The sequence below is a fragment of the Streptomyces sp. NPDC007095 genome (assembly GCF_040634475.1).
Taxonomy (GTDB): Bacteria; Actinomycetota; Actinomycetes; order Streptomycetales; family Streptomycetaceae; genus Streptomyces.
Genome location: NZ_JBEYFS010000001.1, coordinates 191,706 through 215,831, shown reverse-complemented (window position 1 = coordinate 215,831; position 24,126 = coordinate 191,706). Strand labels below are relative to the sequence as shown.

At 68.0% G+C, this 24,126-nt stretch carries 19 protein-coding genes and 2 pseudogenes; 9 read left to right on the top strand and 12 right to left on the bottom strand.

Annotated features, from left to right (window positions below; all coding sequences use genetic code 11):
• Positions 1 to 22: 22 nt before the first annotated feature.
• Together ABZ656_RS01065 and ABZ656_RS01060 are read right to left on the bottom strand one after the other, a co-directional pair.
• Complete coding sequence (locus tag ABZ656_RS01065; RefSeq protein ID WP_360263190.1) at positions 23 to 1,996, bottom strand: alginate lyase family protein; 1,974 nt, start codon at positions 1,994 to 1,996, stop codon at positions 23 to 25.
• A 95-nt stretch (positions 1,997 to 2,091) separates the two neighbouring features.
• The gene (locus tag ABZ656_RS01060) at positions 2,092 to 3,348 is read right to left on the bottom strand and encodes a glycosyltransferase (protein WP_360263305.1); all 1,257 of its coding nucleotides are present in this window, start codon (positions 3,346 to 3,348) and stop codon (positions 2,092 to 2,094) included.
• A 1,024-nt stretch (positions 3,349 to 4,372) separates the two neighbouring features.
• Here ABZ656_RS01060 and ABZ656_RS01055 point away from each other — a divergent pair.
• A complete protein-coding gene (locus ABZ656_RS01055) occupies positions 4,373 to 4,867 on the top strand; it encodes a class I SAM-dependent methyltransferase (protein WP_360263302.1) in 495 nt (164 codons plus the stop codon).
• 66 nt (positions 4,868 to 4,933) lie between these two features.
• Here the strand turns inward: ABZ656_RS01055 and wecC are convergent, their stop codons facing one another.
• Entirely contained in the window at positions 4,934 to 6,175 is a 1,242-nt protein-coding gene (gene wecC / locus ABZ656_RS01050; protein WP_360263187.1) for a UDP-N-acetyl-D-mannosamine dehydrogenase, read from the bottom strand.
• A gap of 86 nt (positions 6,176 to 6,261) precedes the next feature.
• Positions 6,262 to 6,975, bottom strand: coding sequence for a WecB/TagA/CpsF family glycosyltransferase (locus tag ABZ656_RS01045; RefSeq protein WP_360263299.1), 714 nt, complete (start codon positions 6,973 to 6,975; stop codon positions 6,262 to 6,264).
• Positions 6,976 to 7,438: 463 nt separating this feature from the next.
• On the opposite strand from ABZ656_RS01045, the gene wecB reads away from it, so the two are divergent.
• Together wecB and ABZ656_RS01035 are read left to right on the top strand one after the other, a co-directional pair.
• On the top strand, positions 7,439 to 8,704 hold the full coding sequence (gene wecB, locus ABZ656_RS01040; protein WP_360263184.1) for a UDP-N-acetylglucosamine 2-epimerase (non-hydrolyzing): 1,266 nt from the start codon (positions 7,439 to 7,441) through the stop codon (positions 8,702 to 8,704).
• A 764-nt stretch (positions 8,705 to 9,468) separates the two neighbouring features.
• Positions 9,469 to 11,424, top strand: coding sequence for an AAA family ATPase (locus ABZ656_RS01035; RefSeq protein ID WP_360263181.1), 1,956 nt, complete (start codon positions 9,469 to 9,471; stop codon positions 11,422 to 11,424).
• 41 nt (positions 11,425 to 11,465) lie between these two features.
• Here the strand turns inward: ABZ656_RS01035 and ABZ656_RS01030 are convergent, their stop codons facing one another.
• Positions 11,466 to 12,431, bottom strand: coding sequence for a WYL domain-containing protein (locus ABZ656_RS01030; protein WP_360263178.1), 966 nt, complete (start codon positions 12,429 to 12,431; stop codon positions 11,466 to 11,468).
• 91 nt (positions 12,432 to 12,522) lie between these two features.
• Between ABZ656_RS01030 and ABZ656_RS01025 the strand changes: the two genes are divergently transcribed.
• Together ABZ656_RS01025 and ABZ656_RS01020 are read left to right on the top strand one after the other, a co-directional pair.
• Positions 12,523 to 12,888 carry a VOC family protein gene (locus tag ABZ656_RS01025; RefSeq protein WP_360263175.1) on the top strand — a complete coding sequence of 122 codons (366 nt, stop codon included), beginning with the start codon at positions 12,523 to 12,525 and terminating at the stop codon, positions 12,886 to 12,888.
• Positions 12,889 to 12,928: 40 nt separating this feature from the next.
• A pseudogene (locus ABZ656_RS01020) lies at positions 12,929 to 13,599 on the top strand (leucine zipper domain-containing protein).
• Here the strand turns inward: ABZ656_RS01020 and ABZ656_RS01015 are convergent.
• Both ABZ656_RS01015 and ABZ656_RS01010 read right to left on the bottom strand, forming a co-directional pair.
• Positions 13,562 to 14,227, bottom strand: a pseudogene (locus tag ABZ656_RS01015) (UDP-N-acetylglucosamine 1-carboxyvinyltransferase); the annotation flags it as partial. The pseudogenes ABZ656_RS01020 and ABZ656_RS01015 overlap by 38 nt on opposite strands.
• 39 nt (positions 14,228 to 14,266) lie before the next feature.
• On the bottom strand, positions 14,267 to 14,698 hold the full coding sequence (locus ABZ656_RS01010) for an ATP-binding protein (protein WP_360263172.1): 432 nt from the start codon (positions 14,696 to 14,698) through the stop codon (positions 14,267 to 14,269).
• A 175-nt stretch (positions 14,699 to 14,873) separates the two neighbouring features.
• Between ABZ656_RS01010 and ABZ656_RS01005 the strand changes: the two genes are divergently transcribed.
• Together ABZ656_RS01005 and ABZ656_RS01000 are read left to right on the top strand one after the other, a co-directional pair.
• The gene (locus ABZ656_RS01005; protein WP_360263169.1) at positions 14,874 to 16,145 is read left to right on the top strand and encodes a helix-turn-helix domain-containing protein; all 1,272 of its coding nucleotides are present in this window, start codon (positions 14,874 to 14,876) and stop codon (positions 16,143 to 16,145) included.
• On the top strand, positions 16,142 to 16,687 hold the full coding sequence (locus tag ABZ656_RS01000) for a flavoprotein (protein ID WP_360263166.1): 546 nt from the start codon (positions 16,142 to 16,144) through the stop codon (positions 16,685 to 16,687). The genes ABZ656_RS01005 and ABZ656_RS01000 overlap by 4 nt, the downstream gene beginning before the upstream one ends.
• On the opposite strand, the gene ABZ656_RS00995 is transcribed toward ABZ656_RS01000, so the two are convergent.
• From ABZ656_RS00995 to ABZ656_RS00980, 4 genes are all read right to left on the bottom strand, one after another.
• Positions 16,688 to 18,385, bottom strand: coding sequence for a mobilization protein (locus ABZ656_RS00995; protein WP_360263163.1), 1,698 nt, complete (start codon positions 18,383 to 18,385; stop codon positions 16,688 to 16,690).
• Positions 18,382 to 18,882 (bottom strand): plasmid mobilization relaxosome protein MobC, encoded by a 501-nt coding sequence (gene mobC, locus ABZ656_RS00990; RefSeq protein ID WP_360263161.1) that lies wholly within the window; start codon positions 18,880 to 18,882, stop codon positions 18,382 to 18,384. The genes ABZ656_RS00995 and mobC overlap by 4 nt, the downstream gene beginning before the upstream one ends.
• Before the next feature lie 303 nt (positions 18,883 to 19,185).
• Positions 19,186 to 20,493 carry a DUF3631 domain-containing protein gene (locus ABZ656_RS00985; RefSeq protein ID WP_360263158.1) on the bottom strand — a complete coding sequence of 436 codons (1,308 nt, stop codon included), beginning with the start codon at positions 20,491 to 20,493 and terminating at the stop codon, positions 19,186 to 19,188.
• Between the two features lie 538 nt (positions 20,494 to 21,031).
• Positions 21,032 to 21,274 carry a helix-turn-helix domain-containing protein gene (locus ABZ656_RS00980; RefSeq protein WP_360263155.1) on the bottom strand — a complete coding sequence of 81 codons (243 nt, stop codon included), beginning with the start codon at positions 21,272 to 21,274 and terminating at the stop codon, positions 21,032 to 21,034.
• Positions 21,275 to 21,741: 467 nt separating this feature from the next.
• Between ABZ656_RS00980 and ABZ656_RS00975 the strand changes: the two genes are divergently transcribed.
• Both ABZ656_RS00975 and ABZ656_RS00970 read left to right on the top strand, forming a co-directional pair.
• Positions 21,742 to 22,059, top strand: coding sequence for a helix-turn-helix transcriptional regulator (locus tag ABZ656_RS00975; RefSeq protein WP_360263152.1), 318 nt, complete (start codon positions 21,742 to 21,744; stop codon positions 22,057 to 22,059).
• A gap of 1 nt (position 22,060) precedes the next feature.
• Positions 22,061 to 23,392, top strand: coding sequence for a tyrosine-type recombinase/integrase (locus tag ABZ656_RS00970; RefSeq protein ID WP_360263296.1), 1,332 nt, complete (start codon positions 22,061 to 22,063; stop codon positions 23,390 to 23,392).
• A gap of 67 nt (positions 23,393 to 23,459) precedes the next feature.
• Here the strand turns inward: ABZ656_RS00970 and ABZ656_RS00965 are convergent, their stop codons facing one another.
• Positions 23,460 to 23,897 (bottom strand): hypothetical protein, encoded by a 438-nt coding sequence (locus ABZ656_RS00965; protein ID WP_003974483.1) that lies wholly within the window; start codon positions 23,895 to 23,897, stop codon positions 23,460 to 23,462.
• Positions 23,898 to 24,126 lie beyond the last annotated feature (229 nt).

Sequence of the window (24,126 nt, the reverse complement as noted above, 5' to 3'; positions counted from 1 at the left end):
GGATGGCTCCACATCACAGCCGTCAGACCCTTTCGTTCGGCGCCTCCAGCCGCCGGAACCGCAATGCCCAAGCGGTCGAACCTTCGACGGACAACGTGGCGCGCAGAACTCGACTGCGGGTGACCTGGCCGTAAGCGGCCGACCGCGGCATCTCCTCCACACGAAAGGACAGCGGAGGGCCGTCGGTCTGGCTCAGACGGACAGCTGTGCCCTGGACGGACAGCAAGACACCGTCCCCACCCAGTTCGGCCACCACCCCCGGCCCCAGCGGAAGGCTGAGCACGAGAGTGTGCGCCGCATGGCAGCTGATCTCGTCGCGGACGGTCAGACCGTACTGGGACAGATCGAACCGACGCCGGTGCAGCACCGGATCGTCCAGCCGGCAGTACCCCTCGTGGACAGCATCGAGGAAGTGCCTCCCGAAGCCGTCCTCGCGGCAGGCAACCACCCGAGCACGGTCCTCGTTCTGCAGTGCGCGCAGGGCCTCTGGGTCGAAGCGGTTCTGCTCGGCTCCGTCCACCTCGACCGTGGAGTGTGAGCGCGTGGCGCGGAGCTCGTTCCGAAGACGGGGATCCGGGGTGTACACGCCTGTGCCAGGGTCCGTGACGACCTCCCTGCCGTCGACGCACAGGACGAATGACAACGTATCGTTGTGTCCGTGGCCGCCGTTGCCACGCTGTCCGACACCACCGCACTCCGCCAGACACCAGTAGGGCCCGGCGCTCAGCACGTACCAACCGCTGGCGGGGAACGCCGCGGACCGCGGCGCAGCACGCGGCCGGCTCGGGCCCGCACCGCACCACTGTGCCAGTTCGGGCCCGGTCAATTCTGTGGTCACCCGAGCGTTGTGCACTGCCGAGGCGGCCGCGATGACCGGCGAAGTGTCCCGTGCTTCCCGCCCGGACTGCAGACCGACTACGAGACCGCTGTCCTCGTCTCCCACTGCAGGGAGCAGGCCATGGGGTCCGGTCAGGTCGGCCAGCGCCCCAACCGCCGACTCGAAACGCGTCATCACTTCGTGCCGTACGGGGACGCCGAGTCGCCGGAGTGCGAGCAGGCCCATCAGCGCCAGTTCCGTCGAGAGACGGTGATAGCCCAGTGACGCTTCGAAGTTGGAACCGTCCTGGTGGAACTGCTTGAGAATTTCGCGCTGCAACTGCCAGCCGCCGAACCGGAGCCAGAACCGGCCGACCCTGCTGTGGCGCAGAGCCCCGCCCGCATGGACCAGCCCGACAATGTCGGCGAGATAGTGGTTCATCGCCAGCCGCGGAGTGTATTCGAGATGAGCCATGATGTACCGGCCGTGATCACGCAACATCCCGCCGGTCAACGCGGTGAAGGCCGGATCATCGAGGATCTCCGCAGCCCAGACGAGATTGGCGGCACGGATTCCAGCCTCCATCGCATTGGCCCAGTTCGGGCCCCAGCCTGGGGGATTGGCCTCGGCCCAGGAGCGCAGCAGCTCTGTCGCCCCCTTGTGGTACCGGGAATCGGAGGTGTACGCGTGAGCACGGGCGAGTGCGACCAGCCACTGCAGGCGGCTCACTTCCCAGGGGACCTTGATGTCCCCCTGCCCCGGGGCAGAGCCAATGCCCCGGTGGTGGCGAAGGGGCCAGGTGAACCCATGGACAGGGTCGTGATGCCAGCTTCTGCCTTCGGTGCCCACCGCCAGGGTCCCGTAGCCCAGCACCGGGAACCTCCCGTCGAGCGCGGCTTCCGCCTCGCGCAGACAGAGTTCCAACTCCATCGTCGCCGGCCTTGGCCGGGCGCCTCTGCCGGGGCCGAGCAGATAGTGCCGCCAGGGCTCGGCCGACGCACGACGCACCAGGGCAGCCCGCTCTCTGGCGTCGGCGAGAGCCTGGCACCCGGTGCGGAGAAGATGCCAGCCCACTTCGGCGGCGAGCAGTCCCGGACTGAGCCCCGAGGCGATAGCGACGCGCCGCCTCAGCCGCTCCAGCCGGAGCTGGTGCCGTCCCGTGTCGTCAGACGGCGCCAACGGTGCACCTGCTCAGCATGCGATCGGTCAGCTCGTTCGGCACAGGGGCGCCGTATTGCCGGGCCGACGCGCAGGCGCCGTACATCCGGGTGATCTCACACATGGTCAGTTCCCGACCCCGCCAGGTGTGCTGCTTGCATCGGCAGCCGAGCAAGGATCTGCTCCGCTCGCCGTTCCCAGGTGTGAAGCTCCAGTGCTTCCTGCCGCGCGTTTGCGCCGAGCGCCATTCCGCGGTCCGAACGTGCCAGAACGCGAGTGACGCCTCGCGCAAGGTCGGCAGGATCACCCGGCTCGGTGAGCACTGCGGTGACACCGTCCTGGAGGATCTCGCTGATCTGTTCCAGGCGACTGGCTACGATCGGACGTCCCAGCGCCATGTACTCGAACAGCTTGACTGGCGAGCCGAAGAAGGAGCCCTTCGCCGTCCAGCAGTGCGGAGATACGAGGATGTCGCAGCAGGAGAGCATCCGGAGCGCTTCCGAGCGGGGGAGCGCGCCCGTCCAGGTGATGCGGTCGTGGACGCTCAGCCGCCTCGCCAGTTTCTCGCAGGCCCCACGTTCCGGCCCGTCACCGATGAGGAGAAGTTCCACATCGTCGGGCAGGTCGCGCAGGCTCTCGATGGCGACCTCAACGCCGTGATACCGCCCGAAGCCGCCGACCCACCCGAGCAACGCCTTCTGGCGGGCTGGAATCGGGGGAGGCGCCGGGACTGACTCGGCGTCCACAGCGTTGGTGACCACGGCGACCGCCGCGGGATCGGCGCCCTGCTCCGTGGCCATTTCTGCCGCCTTGCGCGACACCGCCGCCACGAGTGTGGCGCTGCGCGCCGAATACCGCTCGATCCGGTTTCCGATCATCTGGAACAGCCGGCTCTGGGGTCCCTGCTGGTACCAGTTCCGGTTCGCCCATACGACGGAGTTGTTCCACTCCAGCACCATCGGGACAGCCAACTGTCGGCTCAGGTCGGCACCGACCCGGCACAGGAAGGCGTTGCGCTGATACACGAACGCCGGGGGCATCCGACGAGCGAGTGAGAGCGCAACTTCGTGCATCGCGTTGTTGGACGCGACCCAGGCCGTCTCCTTGGTGAACCGGGCGCCGCGCGGCAGCGGCGCGGTGACCTCGAGCACGTCGACCGCGGATCTCAGCTGCTGGGGCGGCTCACCGTTGGTCACCAGGGCTACCTGCCAGCCCAGACGGCGAAATCCGGCGAGGATGCCGGACACGTGATTGACCGCCCCGCCGACGCTCGACTCGGCAGCGTCCCGCCATAGCGCAAGAATCCACCGCGACGTGGAGGGGCTGACCGGTCCGGGGAGCCCGGGGCTGGTGCCGCGAGCCAGCTCCCCCACGACGAACCCCGTGGCGGTGGCGGCGTCCAGCGCACACCGCGCTCCCAACGACCAGACATTGCCGACAGTCAGCGGCTTCCCGGGTTGACGGGCATCGATGATCCGCCGTTCCTGAACCGGAGCCAGGGCAAGTAGTAGTTCGTAGACGGTCGTGTAGGCACGGCGGGACGCGTCGCTGCTGAACAGCGCGACTGCCGATACGCCTCGTCGCTGGATCTCGGCACGGTATCCGAGGATGTCCCGAAGAGCGTCGGACGCAGCGATCACGAGTTCGGGTTCCCGCCCCAGCGTCGCCGCGGCAGCGGCCCCGGCTTCGACGATCTGTGTTCTCGACTCAGCCACTACAGCCCAGCGCCGATGCCCATCCGTCTCGCTTTGCCGGACTTGATGTGTAGTCAGCGGAACCTCCTGTGGCGACCGTGCGGTGCTCGAACACAGGAGAAGATATGAGGCAGATCCCGGGTAATACCCGTTGAATGACTCGACATAGCAAATTTGCGCCCATGAGGGCTATTTCATTCCTCTGAACGGGTGACCAGCGCACCCTGTTGGCGTGGCAGTCGGCCCCCGATGAGCCTCGCGGGTCTACCGGGTCCGGCACCGCGCCGCTCGGCATGCCGAGCGGTGCTCCGTTGCCGCCGACCGGCTCCGTTCATTCGTAGCATGATGCATCCAGGATTCCAGTACGGAAAGGGATGAATTTCCGAATCACCGTGGCAACTCGACTCGCCGGTCGCCCGTTGCCGATGAGATCGAATTCTGGATGGCGAAGCACGTGTCGCGGCACGGGATCAGTGATCGGCGAATCCGGCGGGAACCTGTTGTGTATCCGCTCCCGAAGGCTCGCCAGAATTCTACGAACGGATGACGTGTAGTCGATATGAACTACAGCCGTGGCTGCCCAGCCTGCTGCGGTCACGGGTGCCGCCGGGCCGCGTGCTCGAGATCGGTTGTGGTGCTGGAACAGACCACTCCCTGATCGCCGGTATCGCCGAAGAGACGGCCGCCGTCGACCTTCTCCTCGCTGCGTTCGGCTGACGCAAACAAGGCTGGACCTCGAAGGCCGACGGGCATGGCGCAGGTCGCGGACGGAGAGAGCCTGCCGTATCCCGATGCGATCTTCAACGGGGTCTATTCCTTCGGCGTCCTGCATCACACTGATCACCCGGAGCAGGCCGTATCAGAAATGTGGCGGGTCATGCGTCCAGGGGCTACGTTCATGGTGGCGCTGTACCACAAACACAGCATGTTCGCTGCGGAGAAAGCCATCACCTACCTCGTCGGCAAGCGCTGGCGTTCGCAGAGCTGGCGCGATCATCTGCCGGAGCTCGAGTACGGCGCGGCCCAGCTGAAGGACCGGCCACTGGTGCGCCTGTACAACCGCGGGTCGGCCAAGCAATTCTTCTCAAGGTTCTGTGATGTTCGGGTGACCGTCGAACATCCGTCGCTGCGCGGCTACCTTCTGCCGCGTTGGCTGCGTCCTTTCGGCTGGTACGTCATCGTCACCGGCCGCCGGTGACCCGGGCGGGGCCGGGTTCCCCTGTGGTACCCGGCCCCCCGGATGTGCTGTCAGGCACGAGGAACGTCAGTGCCACAGACCGCGGGTGTCGAAGACGACCTTGCCCCGCACCATGGTGCGCTTGACACCGTGGAAGGCGTCGTGGTCGACGAGCAGCACGATCAGGTCCGACTCGTTGAGGGCCGCCTCGAGATCCACGAGCTTCGCCTGACCCGTGTCCGCGAGCACGGAGGGCAGTTCGGTGATGTGCGGCTCGACCACCAGCAGACGGCCCACCTCCTGCCGGGCGAGTTCGGCGGCGATGTGCAGAGCGGGACTCTCCCGCAGGTCGTCCACGTTGGCCTTGAACGCCAGTCCAAGGCAGGCGATGACGGGGTCCTTGAAGCGCGCCGCGGTCCTCGACACCTCCGCGATCACGTGGGTCGGCTTGGCATCGTTGACCTGCCGGGCGGTTCTGATCAGCCGGGCCTGCTCGCCGGCCGCACTGACGATGAACCACGGATCGACGGCGATGCAGTGGCCGCCCACCCCCGGGCCCGGCTGCAGGATGTTCACCCGTGGGTGCCGGTTGGCCAGTGAGATCACGTCAGCCGTGTCGATGCCGAGGTGGTCGCAGATCATCGACAGCTCATTGGCGAAGGCGATGTTGACGTCGCGGAACGCGTTCTCGGTCAGCTTGGCCATCTCGGCGGTGGTGGCGTCCGTGACATGGCACTTCCCCTGGGTGAACAGCTCGTACAGGCCCTTCGCCCGAGCGCCGCAGCATTCGCTCACCCCGCCGATCAAACGGTCGTTGGTGACGATCTCGATCATGATCCTGCCCGGCAGGACGCGCTCCGGGCAGTGTGCGACGTGCACGTCCGCGGCACTGCCGGCGCTGTGCGGGAAGGTGAGGTCCGGTCGTCGCTCGGCCAGCCACTCGGAGAGCCGCAGCGTCGTTCCCGGCGGCGACGTCGACTCCAGCACCACGAGAGCGCCCGGTTGCAGCACCTCGGCCACCGATGCCGCCGCGTCCCGGACGTACGACAGATCCGGTTCCCGGTCCTCGCCCACGGGAGTGGGGACGGCGATGATGAAGGCGTCGGCGGGCTCGGTCTGCGAGGAGGCGCGCAGGCGTCCCATCGCCACCGCGCCGCTCACCGCGACGGCGAGGTCCGGTTCCACGAAGGGCGCCTGTCCGGCGTTGATCAGGTCGACCGTGGCCTGGTTGACGTCCACACCGACGACGTCCACTCCCTTGGTGGCGAGTGCGGCAGCGGTCGGCAGCCCGATGTAACCGAGCCCTACAACGGAGACAGTGCTGAACACACGAGTTCCTTTCTGAACTTCGTAAAGGAGCACAGGGAGTACGGCGGTTCGCCGCTGAAGAGCGGGGAGGGCGGACAGCCACGGCGCTACCGGTGCGCTTTCCGCTGCATCACGGCGTCGCGCAGGACCAGCAGGACGAACGCGGTATTGCCGATGAGGTAGCGGACAAACAGACGCCGTGGCTCCTGCATGAGCCGGAAGAACCACTCCAGGCCGACTCTGCGCATCCATCGGGGTGCACGAGCCCTGATCCCGGCCACCACGTCGAAGGACCCGCCGACGCCCACTGCCAGTCCGCAGTTCAGATCGGCCAGGTGCCGGGCGAGGAAGTACTCCTTGCGCGGCGTCGGCACCGCGAGGAAGAGGAGGTCGGGCCGGGCCGCGCGGACGGCGGCCACCACCTTGGGCTCCTGTTCGTCCGACCAGTAGCCGTCGCGGTATCCGACGACGTCCACGCCCCGGCTCGTCGCGATGGCCGCCACCCGGCGCACCACGGCAGGCTCGGCACCCAGCAGGAAGACCCGATAGCGCTCGTGCGCCGCTCGTTCCCACAGCGCCAGCATGAAGTCGATGCCGGTGACTCGTTCGGGAAGAGGACGTCCGAGCATCCGGCCTGCCCACACCACAGCCTGCCCGTCGGCATTGACCAGCTCGCAGGAACGAATAATGCGCGCCAGCTCGGAATCCCGTTGGGCCCTGACGATTTTCGCCGCGTTTACCGAGACGTGTTGGTGAGGTCGCCCATCGGCGATCAACTCATCGGCCGCGGCGATACTTTCCGCCAGGGTGAGCGCGTGCACCGGCAACCCGCAGACGGAAACCGGAACTGTGTCGCTCAAGCGGTGAGACCGGTCCATCGGTGCGGGAACATTGTCTGGCCCCATAGCCTCCGCCTGGACAGTGGACGTGTCCGCCACGCTAAGTCCAATTGACGCCCACGCGGTCCCAAAGTGCGCCACGGGCCGACAATGCAACTCGAACGGACCACCGCACGGCCCCGGTTCCTCCTTTCCGGCAGTCGACGCCGGACTCTCCCCGGACGCTTGACGGGCCGTCATGGTGAACCTTCCCCGCCTTCCCCTGTCGAAAGGGAGAGGAAACAGCGGTATGGCCGAACAGGGACGACCTGAAAGAGCGATTTCTCTCATCCGGCCAGCCGACCGGCGCGCTCGCCTCCGCCCCGGCCGCTGTCCAGCGGGATAGCTAGCTGCATACACATCAGTACGCCCACCCCACAGTCAGAGGCGAACCTTGAAGCGAATCATGGCCGTTTACGGAACCCGTCCCGAAGCGATCAAAATGGCCCCCGCTATCGAGGCACTACGCGAATCGACCGCCTTCGAGCCGCTGGTCGCGGTCACCGGGCAGCACCGGTCGATGCTCGACCAGGTGAACCGGCTGTTCGGCATCGCGCCCGACTACGACCTGGACATCCTCACCGCCGGACAGACTCTGACGGACATCACCAACCGCACGCTGCACCGGCTCCAGCCGGTTCTCGAGAAGGAGCAGCCGGACGCGGTGCTCGTCCAGGGCGACACCACCACCACGCTCGCCGGTGCGCTGGCCGCCTTCTACCAGAAGATCCCCGTCATCCATCTCGAGGCGGGGCTGCGGACGCGAAGCAAGTACTCGCCCTACCCGGAGGAGATGAACCGCCGGCTCACCACCCGGCTGGCGGACCTGCATCTGGCACCGACTTCGAGCGCACGGCAGAATCTCCTGCGCGAAGGAGTCGAAGAGAAGTCGGTCGTCGTCACCGGCAACACGGTCATCGACGCCCTGCTGAGGACCCTGGACCGCACCGCCGGCCAGGTGTCCGACCCCACCGTGGGGCTCCTGGAGACGGACTCCCGGCGAGTCCTCCTGGTCACAGCACACCGCCGTGAGTCCTGGGGCGAGGGCATGGAGTCCATCGGTGGCGCCCTCGCCTCACTGGCCGCGCTTCATCCCGACCTGCTGGTGGTCTTCCCCATCCACCGCAACCCGGCGGTACGGGCCGCCATCCTGCCCAAGGTCGCGGGACTGGAAAACGTGAGGGTTGTCGAGCCGCTGGACTACGAGGGCTTCGCTCATCTCATGAACCGTGCCTACCTGATCCTCACGGACAGCGGGGGTGTCCAGGAGGAGGGACCGAGTCTCGGCAAGCCGGTACTGGTGATGCGCGAGGCCACCGAGCGGCCCGAGGGGGTGGCCGCCGGCACCGTGGCGCTCGTCGGCACGGACGCTGCGCGCATCGTGGCGGAGGTGACGCGGTTGATCCGAGACCCCGGAGCGCACGCGAAGATGGCGCAGGCGGTGAATCCCTATGGTGACGGGCTCGCGGCGGAACGCACGGTTCAGGCCCTGGGACACTGGTTCGGACTGTGCGATGCGCCGGCGGACTTCACCGGTACGACGGTCATGGCCGCCGCCGTGACGACCGCGGACGACCTCCCGGCGCAGTCCCGTCGGACCGATACAGCCGCCACCGACCTCGAAGCGGACGGGCTCCGGTTCTCCCTCTCGAGCAGTGGCAGCAACCTGTAGGAAGGTCGCACTGAGAAGCGCGGAGCGCGTCCGGAGAGCGGGGCAGCCGCCGTCGCCGCGGGGCCGCGCTGCTCGCGGAGCCGTCACGACGGTGTGGCCGCCGTACGCCACCGCCTGGTAAGCGGTCGCGGCCCGAGCGCCCCGAAGCTGCCCGTGCCCCGCGGTACGGGCAGCAAGGTCCCCGACGGCTTCAACGGTGACGAACAGAATCCGCAAAGCCTCAGCGCACGCGTCCCGGCTCACGAGCCTCAGCGCACGCGTCCCGGCTCACGAGCCTCAGCGCACCCGTCCCGGCTCACGGCCACACGAGGCAGTACGGCTGATGCCCTGCCTCATGAAGCCGATGCGAGAAGTCCTGCCACTCGTGCAGCGATTGGGGGTGGGAGGGCGCTGACCTGGGGCTTCGTAAGGGAATGTGCGTTGACCTGCGAAAACTCCTCTCGGTAGTTCTCACCGGTCAACGCCGTTTCCCAGGCTCATGTGCCCTGGATGTGCCCTGGGGCGCTCACTCGTGGGCTGGGCTGGGCTGGGCTGGGCTCGGGAGCCGGAGCATCTGAGCTGACCCGGCGGAGGCGAGCCTCGGTGCGTCCGGAGAAAGTGGCGTACGGGTTCGACCTGCTGCGGGTGAGCGGCCACGCTGAGATTTGGTGTGGGTGATTCAGCGCGGGGGCGGTCCGCGGCGCTAGAAAATCACCCATCCCGGAAATCCACTGATGGGCCATCAGGCGAGCTGCTAGCGTCCCGATTGTCACCGAGGGGCTCAAATGCCCCGCCCGCACCACATGCTCAGGACGACCGTGAAGATCAAGCGTGTTCGCATCGAGAACTTCTGCTGTCTGCACAAGGTGGACGTGTTCTTCGAAGACATCACTTCCTTCATCGGGCCGACGGGGGTCGGCAAGTCCACCGTGCTGCGTGCGCTCGACTGGTTCTTCAACGGCGAAAAGGGCGTCGCACTCAGCGACGATGACGTTCACTCGGCGGCCGAGGGCGGCCGTATCTCGGTGGAGGTGGAGTTCGACGGGCTCACCGATCACGATCGCGAGACCCTCGGGCGGTACGCGCCCGACGGCGCTGTGAGCGTGAGCATCTGGCGAACCTGGCAGAACGGTGAGGACAAGATCACGGGTAAGGCGCTCGCGTATGGGCCGTTCGAAGAGGTGCGCAAGAACGAGAAGGCCATGGAACTGCGTCGCGCCTATGACCAGTTGAGGGAGGGCGACCCGAGCCTGGGGTTGCCGGCCGGCGGGACCAAGGACAAGGTCCTGGAGGCGATGCGCACCTGGGAGTTGGCCAACCGTGACCGCCTCACCGAGGCTGAGGTCGAGGACACGCATTTCTTCGGATTCGCCGGGCAGAGCAGGCTCGCTCAGCTGATCGACTTCGTGTTCGTCTCCGCCGACCTACGGGCTTATGAGGAGGCCGACGACCAGAAGGCGACGGCGCTCGGGCGCATCCTTGACCATGCTGTGGACCGCTCGCAGGCGAATGAGCAGCTCGGCGAGATCGCGGAGAACGCCCATCTGGCCCGGCAGGAGGTACACGCCAAGGTGTATGGCCCGGTGTTGGATGAGGTGTCGGCCGCGCTCTCCGCGGAGGTTGCCAAGTTCACCACCGGGCGTGAGGTTGTCGTGACCCCCACGGTGCAGGCGCCGAGGCCCGCCCGAACCACCTTCCAGGTGAGCATCCGGGACGGTGCTGCTCATACCTCGGTGCACCGGCAGGGGCATGGCTTTCAGCGTGCCCTGATCATCGCTGCGCTGACGTACCTAGCCGACCGCAGGCGCCCGGCCGACGGCATGCGGACGCTGTGCCTGGCCATCGAGGAGCCGGAGCTGTTCCAGCACCCACCTCAGGCGCGGACGTTCGCGAAGGTGCTCCGCGAGCTGGTCAGCACCTCTCCGCAGGGCCGTACGCAGGTCATGTACGCCACTCATAACCCCGTCTTCATCGATCCGAAGGGTTACCACCAAGTTCGACGCCTTGGCCGCGCTGCTGGCGAGGACCACCCCGTCACTGAGGTGTGGCAGGCCACGGAGGGGGATCTGTGCAGGACCCTCGACGGGCTGGTCGACAAGAAGGTGATCAGGAGCAGGACCGAGGGGACGCTGGGAGGTGCCCTGGCAGAGGGCTTCTTCGCCCATGCCGTTGTGCTGGTCGAGGGAAGCGGGGACGAGGGAGTGATCACCGGTTGCGCGGACCGGTCGGGGATCAACCTGGGCGCGGAGGGCATCAGCATCATCGAGGTCCACGGCAAGGACAACCTCATGATTTCCGACGCGCTCTTCAGCGCCTTGGGCGTGCCCTGCTACGTCGTATTCGACGGTGACGCCGACATGGAGGAGCGTAAGCGGGAATCGGTGCGCCACCTCATCCCTCAGCAGCGCCAGGAGAAGGAGCAGGAGTTCGAGCGCCAGGCACGCAACAACCGGACCAAGAACGCGAACCTTCTCCAGTACCTGGGCGCGACACCGACTCCCCGGCCTACCGACGACTCGACCGGCCGTTACACCGTCTTCGAGGACACCCTGGAGACCTATCTCGCCCAGCACTGGCCAGCCTGGGACGAGCGCAGGCAGGACCTCGTCCGGTCCGGTGAGGGCCTTGGCGGGAAGAATGCGGCGACATACCTGGAGACAACCCGGACGGTCGCGACGGAGCCTCCGTTCCTGTTGCACGCCTTGATGGAGAACATCCGCTCGCTGGCCGGGCGCTGGTAGCCGGGCGGCGCCTCATCGTAGGCGTTCCTAGATGTTGCGGGTCATGACGTTGGTGACGGCGCATAGTGATGGGCGAGGTCGGTGGCGAGGTCGCGGAGGTGAGCCCTGGCTTCGGTGGGGCCGTGCACAGTGATGGCGCTCCCGAACGGCAGTAGTGCTCGCACGTCCTCCAGACGCAGGAAGCGGATTGTTACCTTGCGGCCGGTGGTGGATTCCTCGTGGTCGTCCTGGACGAGTCGTTGGCCGAGGATCCGTTGCGCTCGCTCGATCTGGGTCTGGTCGATGGTGGCGCTGACCTCTATCGCGTGCTTGTGTTCCCACTGGTCAATGAGCGCTGCAGCGACGGTGGCCAGGGTCTGGTTCTCGCGGATCCGCCGTGGCTGGTCGACTTCTTTCCACGTGGTGATCCGTTCGAGTCGGTACATCCGTGGCACTCGGGCACGGTCGGCGACGAGATACCAGATGCCGGCCTTGGCGAACAGCCCGTAGGGATCCACGACCAGGTCGCGTGGGCATGATTCGCGTGGGCTGTCGTACTCGATCCGCAGCCGGCGACCGCGCCGCATCGGGCCGATCAGCGAAGCCGGAGTCGTGCCGGAAGCACGGGCCTGGAGCCAGGGGCGGCTGTCCACGTGCACTACGTCGGTGAGCGGCAGGAGCTCATCAACTCGACGTGGCTGTGCAGCGGCGATCTTGGAGAGCGCGCGCTGGCTTTCGACCGATGCGTCGAGCTCTGCACGTTGCTTCTCGTCCAGCCCGGTGAGCGACAGATGATCACGCTCGCCGGGTGTGAGTCGTGTGAGGTCGAGCCCGGACCCGGGCAGCATGGTCACGCCTCCGAGGCGGCCCCGTTGCGCGGTCACCGGCAGACCGGCGTCGCGGAGCCAGTTCAGGTCGCGGGTGACGGTTCGAAGGGACACCCCGAGCGCCGAGGCGAGTTCCTGTGTGGTCACGGCATTCCTCGATGCCAGGAGCAGCATCAGGGAGAAGAAGCGGTCTGGGGTCACACGCCAAGTTTTTCAGGAATTGCGACATGATGCGGCGCATATCCCGGTCAGGCTGGCGGATGCGTACAACGACCTGTGAGAAGGAAGAACCATGACCACATCCGTCGTGTCCATCGTCTACGTGAACGACGCTCCCGCCGCAGCACGTTTCTACGGCGACCTCCTCGGCATGAGCCCGTCGTTCGAGACTCCGGGATACATCACCTTCGACCTCGGGCCAGGCGCTGACCTGGCTGTGTGGTCCGGCCAGTTCGAGGATCTGTCAGCGGACGTCCCGCGTACCAGTGAGGTGTGCCTGGCCATTGACAGTGGGCCCGACGAGGTCAACACGATCTTCAAGCAGTGGCAGTCCAAGGGCGTCACGATCCTGCAGGAGCCTCATGATGCGGGGTTCGGGCTGACCTTCCTCGCAGCCGATCCTGACGGGAACCGTATCCGCGTCGCACCGCGGGGCTGAAAGGCCGCAATGCGGCAGGCGCGTACGATAAACGTCGCGCCTGCCGTCGTCTGACTTCGAGAGGACGACGAGTGCCCTACGCGATGCGCCCCTGAGCGTCGAGGGCCGTAGGCGGCTCGTGAAGCGGTGCCAGACACGTCCCATCGCTCACGTCGCCGCTGAGATGGGTATCTCTCGCGCATGCGCCAGCATTGGGTAAATCGCTGGCGGCTACACGGTGATGCGGGATTGCAAGACCGGCCGTCGAGTCCGCACCGGAGTCCGAACGCGACTCCAGCATGGGTCATCGAGCAGATCGAGTCCTGGCGCCGCGAACTCAAGTGGTCCGCGCAAGGGCGCGACGGCTGCTGCTTTCCTCGCCCCGGGCGAAGGTCTGGTTCGCCGCCCACGGCATCAACCACATCCACTGGGTCGTTACCGACAATGGTGCTTGCTACCGCTCCAGCGACTTCGCCCGCATCGTCGGGCAAGGCACCCGGCATCAGAGAACCAAGCCATACACACCTCGGCACAACGGGAAGGTGGAGCGCTACCAGCGCATCACGGCCGAGGAAGTCCTCTACGCCCGCGAGTTCACCAGTGAGGACGCCCGGTCAGCCGCGATCGCAGTGTGGAACATCCAACTACCACCGGCCGCATAGTGCTGCCGCCGGGAAGCCCTCTCCGTCGAGACGGAAGGGGGTGGTGACAGCGTCAGGATCGACTCACTGACCCGGCACGCCCATCCCGCCACCTGCAACGCCTCTACGACGCTGATGACTTCAGGTGAGAGATTGGGGTGGCCAAGGCGCAGGGGCCGGCCGGCTACGACCGCGCGCAGGAGGGCGGCGATGCTCGCCCCGCGAGAACGGAAAGGCAGCACCACGGACACGGTTCCGGTCCCACCAGTGGCTGCTTCCACGAGGTAGCCGCGTCCATCGACCGTTGTGCGGTCACCGAAGCGCTCGTAGACGTTGAAGTGCTGCTCCATCCCGCGTTCCCCGATCCGGCAGCCTCCCGGCCAGGGCAGCCGGGCTCGCCCGGACGCGCCGAGCAGGGCCGGTACGAGGTAGTACGAGGCCCGGATGCGGGCGGCGACCTCGGGATCGGGGCCTGGCTGAGGCTTGTCGCTCGGCAGGATCACGGTGGTGTGCGGATCGCTGACCGGACGGGCTGTGTGCCAGCCGGCCTGTTGGAGCAGAGTGAGCATCGTCTCGACGTCCGTGTTCGACGGGACGTTACTCAGACGCACCGGGCGGTGCAGGGCCGCGGCGGCGGCCAGCAGGGGCAGGGCCGCGTTCTTGGAGCCGTCGACGCTGATGGAGCCGACGAGTGGGCTGCCGGGTCGCACGGCGACCACTTCTGCGGCGACGGGGGGAATGCGTACGGCTGTCAACGGTCAACTCCTCTGCAGGGGCAGGTGTGATGCGGTGGGTAGTGGGGTGCTGACCTTGAACTCGGCCCAGCAGCGTTTGCCGGGCGGCAGCGGATCGAAGCCGTGGCGGTCCGCCAGTGCTGCGACGAGGAACAGCCCGCGTCCGCCTTCCTCGTCCACATCCGACAGGCCGACCCGTGGGACGGCGGGGTTGGCGTCGTTCACCTCGATCCGCAGTCCCTTGTCGCTCAGGCAGGCGCCGGCCGTGATCGGGCCGCCGTTTGCGTGCCGGACCGCGTTCGCGATGAGCTCTGCGGCCACCAGCTCTGCCGCGTCCAGGAGTTCGGGGCCGAGGAAGGCGCCGAAAGTCCGTATCCCGTCCGCGAGCTGCTGGCGCGCGGACGCTGCGGCAGCTGGCGTGCCGGGGACGGGAATCCGGATGTGATGCGCTTCCATGAGCGGCCTCCTGGTCGGTTCGGCCACTCCACGCAACCGCTCCGGAGGTAAGCGGAACCAGTCGGTGTGCCGGAGCTGCATCACTTATGCAGGAGCTGCATCACTGCCAAATGCCGCTCGGTTACTCTCGGTTGAGCAGGCAGGATCGGCGACGGCAGAAGGGGCCGTGGCACAGATGGCCGAGGCACAGAGTGAAGCGAGACGGATCGGCGAAGTGATCCGTCAGGCACGCGTGTTACAGCGGCGCTCGCAGAGGGACGTTGCCGCCGCGCTTGGGTATCACCAGTCGAAGGTGAGCCGCCTGGAGAGCGGCAGGGGCACGGAGGACGTGCGAGTGCTGCGCGAGATCGCGCAGGTGCTGGAGATTCCGCCGCAACGTCTCGGCCTCGCCGCCGCTTCTGATGCCAGCCCCGCCGAGCCCGGAACAGAGGACATGCACCGCCGTACCTTCCTTGCCGCGAGCGTCGCCGCGCTCGCGGCTCCGCCGTCGTCGAGCGCGGCACATCACGACCTGATCCAAGTCCTGTTGCCAGGCACGAGCCCCGCGGCCACCGGGCAAGCCCTGGGCCTCGACGAGCTGCGGGACCGGGCACGGGCCGTACGCCGGATGTTCTGCACGTGCGACTACGCGGAACTGGAGCAGACCTTGCCGGGTCTGATCGCCGACCTGCGTCAGGCCGCCGGAGGCTCATCCGGCTCGGCGGAGATGTCCGGGCTGCTCGCGACCGCCTACCAGACGTCGGTGAGCCTGTTGCTGAAGCGGGCCGATCAGGGCAACGCCTGGCTTGCGGCCGGTCGGGCCATGGCCGAGGCGGAACGGTCCGGGGACCCTGTCGTCCTCTCCGCCAGTGTGCGCGTCCACGCTCACGTTCTCGTGCGGGAGAAGCACACGGCCCAGGCCGTGAACATGGTCCGCCACACTGCCGACCAGCTCACCGGCTCCTACGACCAGCGCTCGCCCCGGTACCTGGCGGCGGTTGGTCTGCTGTTGCTCCGCGGGGCGACCGCCGCCAGCAGAAACGGCGACCGCGACACCACCCAGGACTTCCTCACCGAAGCCAAGGAAGTCGCTCGCTACGTCTCCTTCGACCGGCCGGACGCCTGGGCGAACTTCAGCCCCACCAACGTCGCACTCCACGAGATCAGCGCAGCCGTCTCCTTCGGTGACGCCGGCATCGCCCTGGAAACCGCACGGCCGCTCATGCGGCGGCACATTCCTGTCCCCGAGCGCCGGGCCGCGCTGTGGGTGGAGACCGCCCGCGCCTACAGTCAGCAGGGCAGGCTCGCTGACGGCTATCAGGCCCTGCGTATCGCCGAGAGCTGCGCGGCACAGGACGTCCGTCGCCCGGCCGTACGCGAACTGGTCGCCGACATGGCAGCCCGCGACCGCCGCCGGGCACTGCCCGAGCTGCACCACTTCAGCCGCCAACTGGGAGTGCCCGCGTGAGTGATCAGCCCGACAAGCCGTTCCTCCAGATCGTGGTCTGCGCGGCCGGTGTCGCCGCCGACGTCGGCCGGCTGATCACCGCAGCACAGGAGCGGCACTGGGATGTCGGCGTCATCGCCACCCCACAGGGCCTCGGCTTCGTTGACGTGGAGGCGGTCGAGGCCCAGACCGGCCACCCCATCCGCTCTGCCTGGCGGTCACCGGGTGAACCGCGACCGACTCGGCCCGCGGACGCGATCGCGGTCGCCCCGGCCAGCTTCAACACCATCAACAAGTGGGCCGCCGGGATCTCCGACAATCTCGCCCTGGGCGTCCTGTGCGAAGCACCCGCCATGGACATCCCGGTCGCTGTGCTGCCATACCTGAACTCGGCCCAGGCGGCCCACCCCGCGTACCGCCAGAGCCTGGAACGGCTACGCGAGATGGGCGTCCTGATCGGCTCGTACGAGCCGCACCGGCCAAAGGCCGGCGGCGGGGCCGATCGCTACCGCTGGGAGGAAGCCCTGGAGCTCCTCGCGCCCAAGCTGTCCGCTCCCGCCTGATCAGTGCCGCCGTGTCGGTGACCCCTGTGGTGGCCGAGCAATGGCTGCCGCGGGGTGGACCGGCACGCTGGGCCGTTGCATGGCACTGTGGGCCCTGGCTGCCTGGGCCCATGGACCGGGAACGTGGCGGTCGCCGAGGCGGCGGATACGCCAGGTCAGCGCGCGGGCGGGACTGCGGGCGTCGTCCAGGGCACGTTGGTGCAGCGCTTGGCCGAGGACGGTGGCTGCGTTGTGTCCTGCTGCCTCTGCCTCGGCGAGCACGGTGGCGAGTGCGTCCCAAGCGGGGTCGTTGAGGATGCGCTCGGCGTGCTCCGGAACCACATCCTGAAGGTGGTGGGCGAAGCGGCGCTTGGTCTGCGGGCCGGGTGTCCGGCCGGCGAGGCCGACCAGGACGGGCTCGGCGGTCTGCGCGTACGCGGTCTGCATGTGGAGGAGGGCCTGTTCGGCTGCCGCCTCCTGCTGGGCGTGCTGGCGGGTGCGGTGCCAGTGCAGCGCGAAGGCGACCGCGGTGAGTGCGGCGTCCAGCAGCATGGTGAGCCCGGTGCCGTCACTGTCCTGTGGCCTCTCGCGCCAGATGGTCTGGATGCTGCGGCGCAGGGCGCGGGTGCTGTCGAGGTTGGCGGTGATGCGGGAGCGGGTGGCGCGCTCGAAGGCGGCGGCGGCTTGTTCGAGTTCGGCCCGCGCCGCGGTCGGTGCCATGACGGGCAGCAGGTCCAGCGTCGCGCCGAGCGCGACGAGTTGGCCCTGGGCCGTCTGCTCGTCGCCTTTCGTGAGGTGATGGGGGATGCGTTCGGTGGCGGCGGTGGCCTGGTGCCACAGGTTGCCAGGCTGGATGGTGGCTGGCTCGGGGCTGGTGGTGGCGAGGCGTTCGCGGATCTTGGGCAGGGAGAGGTCAGGGGCGAGGGTGGAGCCCGCGAACCACACCGGGTCGCCTTCCTCGTTCACGTTGCCGGGCAGGGCGAAGTTGCAGCCGAGCGCGTCGCCGGAGGGAGCGAGCTTGAGGCGTACGTCCACGCCGGTCGCCTCCAGCAGCGAGAAGAACTCGGCCTCGTCGGCCGCGGCGGCGACCGCGCGGCGCACCCGCATACGCAGGACCTCGCGGGCGGTGGCGTCCTGGTCCAGACGCTTGGCCTTGAAGTGCTCCTTGCTGGTGGGGCGTTTGGCGGCGGTGCCGTCGCCCGGCTTCAACCGCCTGAGCCCATAGTCGACTTCGATCTGTCGGGCCTCGCGCTGGACGGCTCGGATGTCGTAGTCCCGCCTGGGGCGTCGGCCGTCCTGGCGGACGAGGGTGGCGGCGATGTGGATGTGGTCGTCGGCGTGCCGTACGGCCACCCAGCGGCAGGCTTCGGTGTCTCCGGTGGGGGCGATGCCGGCGGCGGCCACGATCCGGCGGGTGATCTCCGCCCAATGGGCGTCGGACAGGATGGGGTCCTCGGGGGCGGCGCGGACCGGGCAGTGCCAGACGGTGGTTTGGGGAGCCTGGCGGCCGAGCATGGCCACCGGCTGGTCGAGTTGCGTGTAGAGCTGCTTCTCCACCTCCTTCGGGTCGCGGTGCGGGCTGCGGCCGGGGTCGGGGGCGAAGTCGTTCCAGGACGCGACCAGGTGCGGGTCGACGTGCTCGTTGGCGTCGCCCTTGCCGAAGAGGTAGGCGATCAGACGGCGGGTGCTGCCCTTGCCCGTGATGATCTTCGGTATCACCGGCCCTGCCTTCCCTCGGTGACCTGGGCGACGGCGGTGTCCACGTCACCGATCGATGCTTCGACGCGGGCCAGGAGCCGGTGAACGACGTCCGGCTCGGGCCAGGCGCCGTCCTTGTTGAGGTGCCAGGTGAGTTGGTTGAGGTTGTTGCCGAGGCCGCCGAGCTGACGGTTGGCGGCCATCAGCGCCTTCACCATGGCGCGGTAGTCGGCGATCGCAGCCGTGGGGTCCTCGGCGCGGGCCGCGGCTAGCGATGCCTCGGCGACGTAGCCGCCGATCTGCATGCGACTGAGCGCGGCGGCGTGGGCGAGGTCGGTGAACTCGCTGTCGCTGTAGCGGGGGTGGACGCGGCGCTCGCGCAGGCGCGGCTGACGCAGGCGGCGCTGCGGCTTCGGCGTCTGCGCGTCGTGGGGCGACGGTCTGGTGTCTCCTGTATCGGTCGGCTCCCCCGGGTCGGCCGATCCCGGTGCCCCCTCGGCGCCGGGTTCCTCCGCCACCCCAGGGGCGGAGGCCGGGTAAGGACTCCTTACCCGACAACTTGCTGCTCTGTCTGGGGCTGAGGTGGTGTGCGTCTGCTGCTGAGCTGTGGGGAGTTCGTGGTGCTGTTCGTGCATGGTGATGCTCCGGTGGCGAGGGGGCGGGAGGTGTGTCACGTGCGTCGCATGCGTCCCATGCCTGGTCAGGACAGGTACGGACACTCGGGCAGGTACGGAGAAGTCCGTCCCGGTGAGGACATCCGTCCCCGCGCTGACCTGCGCGGGGACGGATGCGACGCAGTGATACGGACCCAGGGGGGCGGGTCAGCGGGCACGTTTGGGGCCGGCGGGTCCGCCGGGTGGGCCGATGGGCAGCTGACCCGCCGGGGCGGCGGGCAGCTTGCCCTGAGCCTGGCGCGCGGGTGTGGCGTCGTGCGTGGGGGCGGGCGCCGTCTCGGTGAGCTCGGGGCAGTGGCGGGCCCAGCTGTCGAGGAACCGGTTACGGGCGTACCCCTTGGCCTGCCTGCCCTTGTCGAACCGGTAGTTGGCCGGGCGGATGTCGAAGTCCCGCAGCATTCTGCCCAGGTGGTAGACGTTGAGCCCCTTGGTGCCGTGCTCCGCCCAGGGGGCGTCAGGATCCTGGAGCAGGGCGGTGACCAGATCCAGGGAGGACAGGGCCTCGGGGTTGCCGTGTGCCTCGAAGACACGGTGGATGTCGCGCAGCAGCCGCGTCTTCAGGTTGGTCTGCTCGTCCTGGACGGCCTCGAACCGGGTCATCGCGACACACGCCGCACGGGCGCTGGCAGGCCAGTGGCCGCCGGCCAGGTCGGCGATGATGACCAGCGGTTCCCAGGTGTCCGCCGCCCGGTCCTCCACCGGCATGGTCGGCGCCATGCGGCCGGCCGTGCCGCGCAGGGTGCCCAGCCAGGCGGCCAGCTTGTCCCGCACCGCGTTCAGTTCCGGTATGGCGTAGCGCGAGCGGAACGGGGTCACCTTCTCGCCCGGCTTGCGCTTTTGCATGCGGAGCACGACCGCCCGGTCCGTGATCGTGTCGGGCAGGTCGCCGATCGAGGCCAGTGCGGCCATGGCGAAGGTCGGATACGGGGTCGGCTTGTGCTCCGGACCGGAGATGCGCCAGGCGGGCCGGTTGCGCTGGTGTCCGGCGTTCAACAGGCCGCGCAGTTCCTCGTTCTCGCCGGCCTTGCTGAAGATGGTGTCGGCCTCGTCCACCAGGATCGTGCGCGGGTTCTTGCCGATGATGCGGAACAGCACCGCCGTGGACATGTTCACCGTCATGATCGGCTGGTGGACGGTCTCGTGGAGCACGTCCAGAACACGGGACTTGCCGCAGCCCTTCGTCGGGCCTACGACCGCCAGACGGGGCGCGTGCTGCAAGGCGGTCTGTATGTGAGTGGCCGCCACCCACAGCGTGACCGCGGTCAGCGCCTCGTCACTGGGCAGCACGACGTACTTACCGATCGCCGCCCGCAACTCATCCAGCAGCACGGCACCCTCACCAGAACCCTGTTCCGAGGGGCCTGCCGGTCCCCGAGGAGGCTGGGGACCGACCTCGTGATCCGGTCCCCGTGCGTCGACGGGACCGGTCCCCGCCTGCTGGGCGGTTCCCGCCACGAGGGTCTCGGTCCCCGGCGACTGGCGGGGACCGTGCTCACGGTCCCCATTACGGTCCCTTGGTGCAACTGCAGCCTCTTGGGGACCGGTCCCCGATTTCCCGCCGCTGGCCTGCGGGTTTGCGCCGGATGTCGATACGGGGACCGGGACGTGCGGGGACCGAGCAGCGGGCACGTCGCGGGGACGGTCCCCAACAACGGCATCAGCAGACGACTGGGGACGGTCCCCGTGTGCTTCCGCATCTGCCGGGTGTTCGACGGTCCCCGACGCGGGGGGCTGTGTGTCCTGCTGATCCTGGCGGCGCCAGGGGATGCCCTGGCCGGGGACCGCGGGAGTGGGCCAGCCGGTGAGGGAGGCGTTCGTGGTGCTGGGGGACGTAGAGTCCTCCATAGGCGTTCCTCTCCGGTGAGAGGCAGGACGGGCAAGATCCCGCCCCTCACCAGCTCGTTCGTTCAGGGATGGGCAGTCGGCAGGGGAGTCTTCGGCCCTCGGCGTTGGCGCGCCGGGGGCCGCTTCGTCGTCCGCGTCAGATGCGGGGTCAGGCCGTGAGGTCGTACGACGTCTGGGCGTCCAGCCACGCGTCCACCTCCCGCCAGCGGTAGCGCAGGTGACGGCCGACCTTGTGGACGCTGGGGCCGATGCCCCGGTACTTCCACTGGTAGAGCGTCTTCACCGGCACCCCGAGATAGGCGGCGACCTCCTCAGGGGTGGCAAGGGGGCCACGCTGGGCAGCCGCAGCGGTGGCAGGGGCGTTGGTGCTACGGGGAGGGTTCTTCGGCACAGGGCTCCTTTTCGGTCTTGAACAATGGGCTGGACAACACAGCCACACCACCCGGAGAAAAGTCCAGAGTTGGTTCTGAAACTCCTCACTACTTCTTTCGGTGTGGCTGGGGAGAGGGAAACAGTAAGGGTGGATTCACGGTTGCCGAAATCGCTCCAGCCAGGCTCGAATTTTTCTTTCGGCGAAGCAACCGGTCGAGGTGCCGGAATCCGGTACCTCCGCAGCTCAGAGGTAACACTTGGCGGTCAGGGACGACGTGACTGGCCCGCCGGACATCATGGCTGATGCATGCTCAAATCGCCCATCTCGAAAACGGCGAAGCAAGGTAACACGACACCTCGGCCGAAACGCCTCGCGATGTACCGGAATTCGACGAGACGAACGCCACTTCGCCCCCGAACGACTTTTGGAGAGTTTAAGAGCTAACTCTTGTCATGACGCCCGGATGCAAGTTACAGCTATCTGTCATGCCCAACCGACCTGTCGAAATAGGCCCGGCCGGCCTCCACACCGCCCGCGCCATCGAGCACCTACGTCTCGTGCGCGGCCTGACCCAGCACCAGCTCGCCGCCCGCTGCACCGCACTGGGCCGCCCGATGGCCAACACCGCCCTCAGCCGCACCGAACGCGCCCGCCGCCGATGCGACGTAGACGACCTCGTCGCCCTCGCCACCGTGCTCGGCGCCCCTCCCGCAGCTCTGCTGCTCCCGTGGCCGACGCACTCCCCGGTGTCCCACGCCACCTCCCACTCCCTCACCCCCATCCAGGAGGCCCTTCTTGGCTGACGTGTACGACCGCTGGCACAAGTCCCACCCCAAGCCCACCGAGGCCGAGTGCGGCGAGCACAAGAGCCGTACGAAGCGGATGGTCCCCACCGCCGACCACGGCATCGGTAAGCGTTGGCAGGTCCGCTACCGCGACCTGGACGACCGCCAGCGCAAGGAGAACTTCCACACGAAGGCCGAGGCGGACAACCGCGCCGCCGAGGTCGACGTCGAGATCCGGCGCGGTTCTTATGTCGTCCCGGCCGAGACGAAGCAAACGCTCGGCGCCTACGCGCAGAAGTGGCTCGACGCGAACTCCGTCGGCCCGACGACCGCGCTCCGCTACGAGGCGACCGTCCGTAACCACATCGTCGAGCACCTCGGCCGACGTGAGCTGCGGTCCCTCAACCAGCCCTCGGTCATCCAGGGTTGGATCCGCACGCTCCAGGACGGCGGCCTGGAGGTGTCGACGATCGAGGGCATCTTCGACATCCTCTCCAGCATCCTCGGCACAGCCGTGGAGGACGGGCTGCTGCCGAAGAACCCGTGCAAGGCGAAGTCGGTCAAGCTCCCGACCGCGACCAAGAAGAAGGTCATCCCTTGGTCGCTGGAGCGACTCCGCGCGGTCATCGCCGGCCTCCCGAAGCGGTTCCAGGCCGGCGGCAAGCTCGCCTTCGGCTGCGGTCTGCGCCAGGGCGAGGTGTTCGGCTTCGCCGTCGAGGACATCGACTTCAAAGGTGGCTGGATCCACGTCAACCGCCAGGTACGGCTGGTCGGCACGAAGCCCGTCTTCGCCCTGCCCAAGGGCAACAGGATCCGGTCAGTGCCCCTGTCGGCTCAGCTCGCCGTCGTCCTCAAGGCGCACATGAAGGAGTTCCCGCCGGTCGACGTCACCCTGCCTTGGACCAAGCCTGACGGCGAACCGAGAACCTTCCGCCTCCTCTTCGTCGACACGAAGAAGCGGGCCTACAACCGCAGCGTCTTCAACATGGGCGACTGGAAGCGCGCCCTTGCCGCCGCCAGCGTGATCCCTCCCCGCGAGCGCGGAGCGCGCTACCTCCAGGCGGCCCCGGAAGACGGCATGCACGCACTCCGGCACGCCTACGCTTCCGTACTCCTGGATGCGGGGGAGAGCATCAAGGCGCTCTCCGAGTACCTCGGCCACTCGGACCCGGGTTTCACGCTGCGGACGTACACGCATCTGCTGCCGTCCAGCGAGACCCGCACCCGCAAGGCGATCGACGACGTCTTCACAGAAGCCGAGGCAGGAGACGAGGACGACCGGCCCGGCACCCAGGGCACATCAGTGCCCCCAGCGAAACCCATGTGCCCTCAATGTGCCCTGGCCGCCTGACGGCCCCTCCCCGGCACGGAAAAGGGCGAGGCCCGAAGACCCCGCCCGATCCGCAAGAAACCCCAGGTCACGGCCACACAAGGCAATAAGGCTGATGCCCCGCCTCGTGCAGACGGTGGCTGAAGTCCTGCCACTCGTGCAGCAGTTGGTACACGTTGAACGCATCCCGCGGCCCGCCCCGGTCCGGCACCGTCGACCAGATGAAGGCCGCCGCGCCCACCGCCTCCTCGCCGATGCCCCGGAGGGGGTCGACGACGGTCATGGGGAGCTTCACGACGGCGTAGTCGGGGTGGAGGACGACCAGTTCCAGGGGCGGGACCTTGTGGAGAGGGACGCCCTCGATGCCGGTGAGGACCATCGCGGCCATGGTCTCCGGCTTGATCTTGGTGAACATGCCGTTCATGCCGAGCTCGTCGCCGCCGAGTTCCTCGGGGCGCATCGAGATCGGCACGCGGGCCGCCGTCGCGCCGTCCGGCGCGCCGAAGTATTTGTAGGTCACCCCCACCCGGCCACCATTCCCGCTTCCTGCCCTGAGCCGGTCTGCCCCGCGGTCCGTGTAGTCCATACCGTCCATACGGCCCGACAGGTCGATCCGCTCAGGATCGTTCTGTGATCCTTGCGACCCGGGTGATCCGGGTGATCCAGGAGAGCCCGGCGACGCCTGCGTCTGTCGTGCCTCGGCCGCTTCCTCCGCCTCGCGCCGGTGCCTTCCCCGCCGGGCACGCCGAGGACCG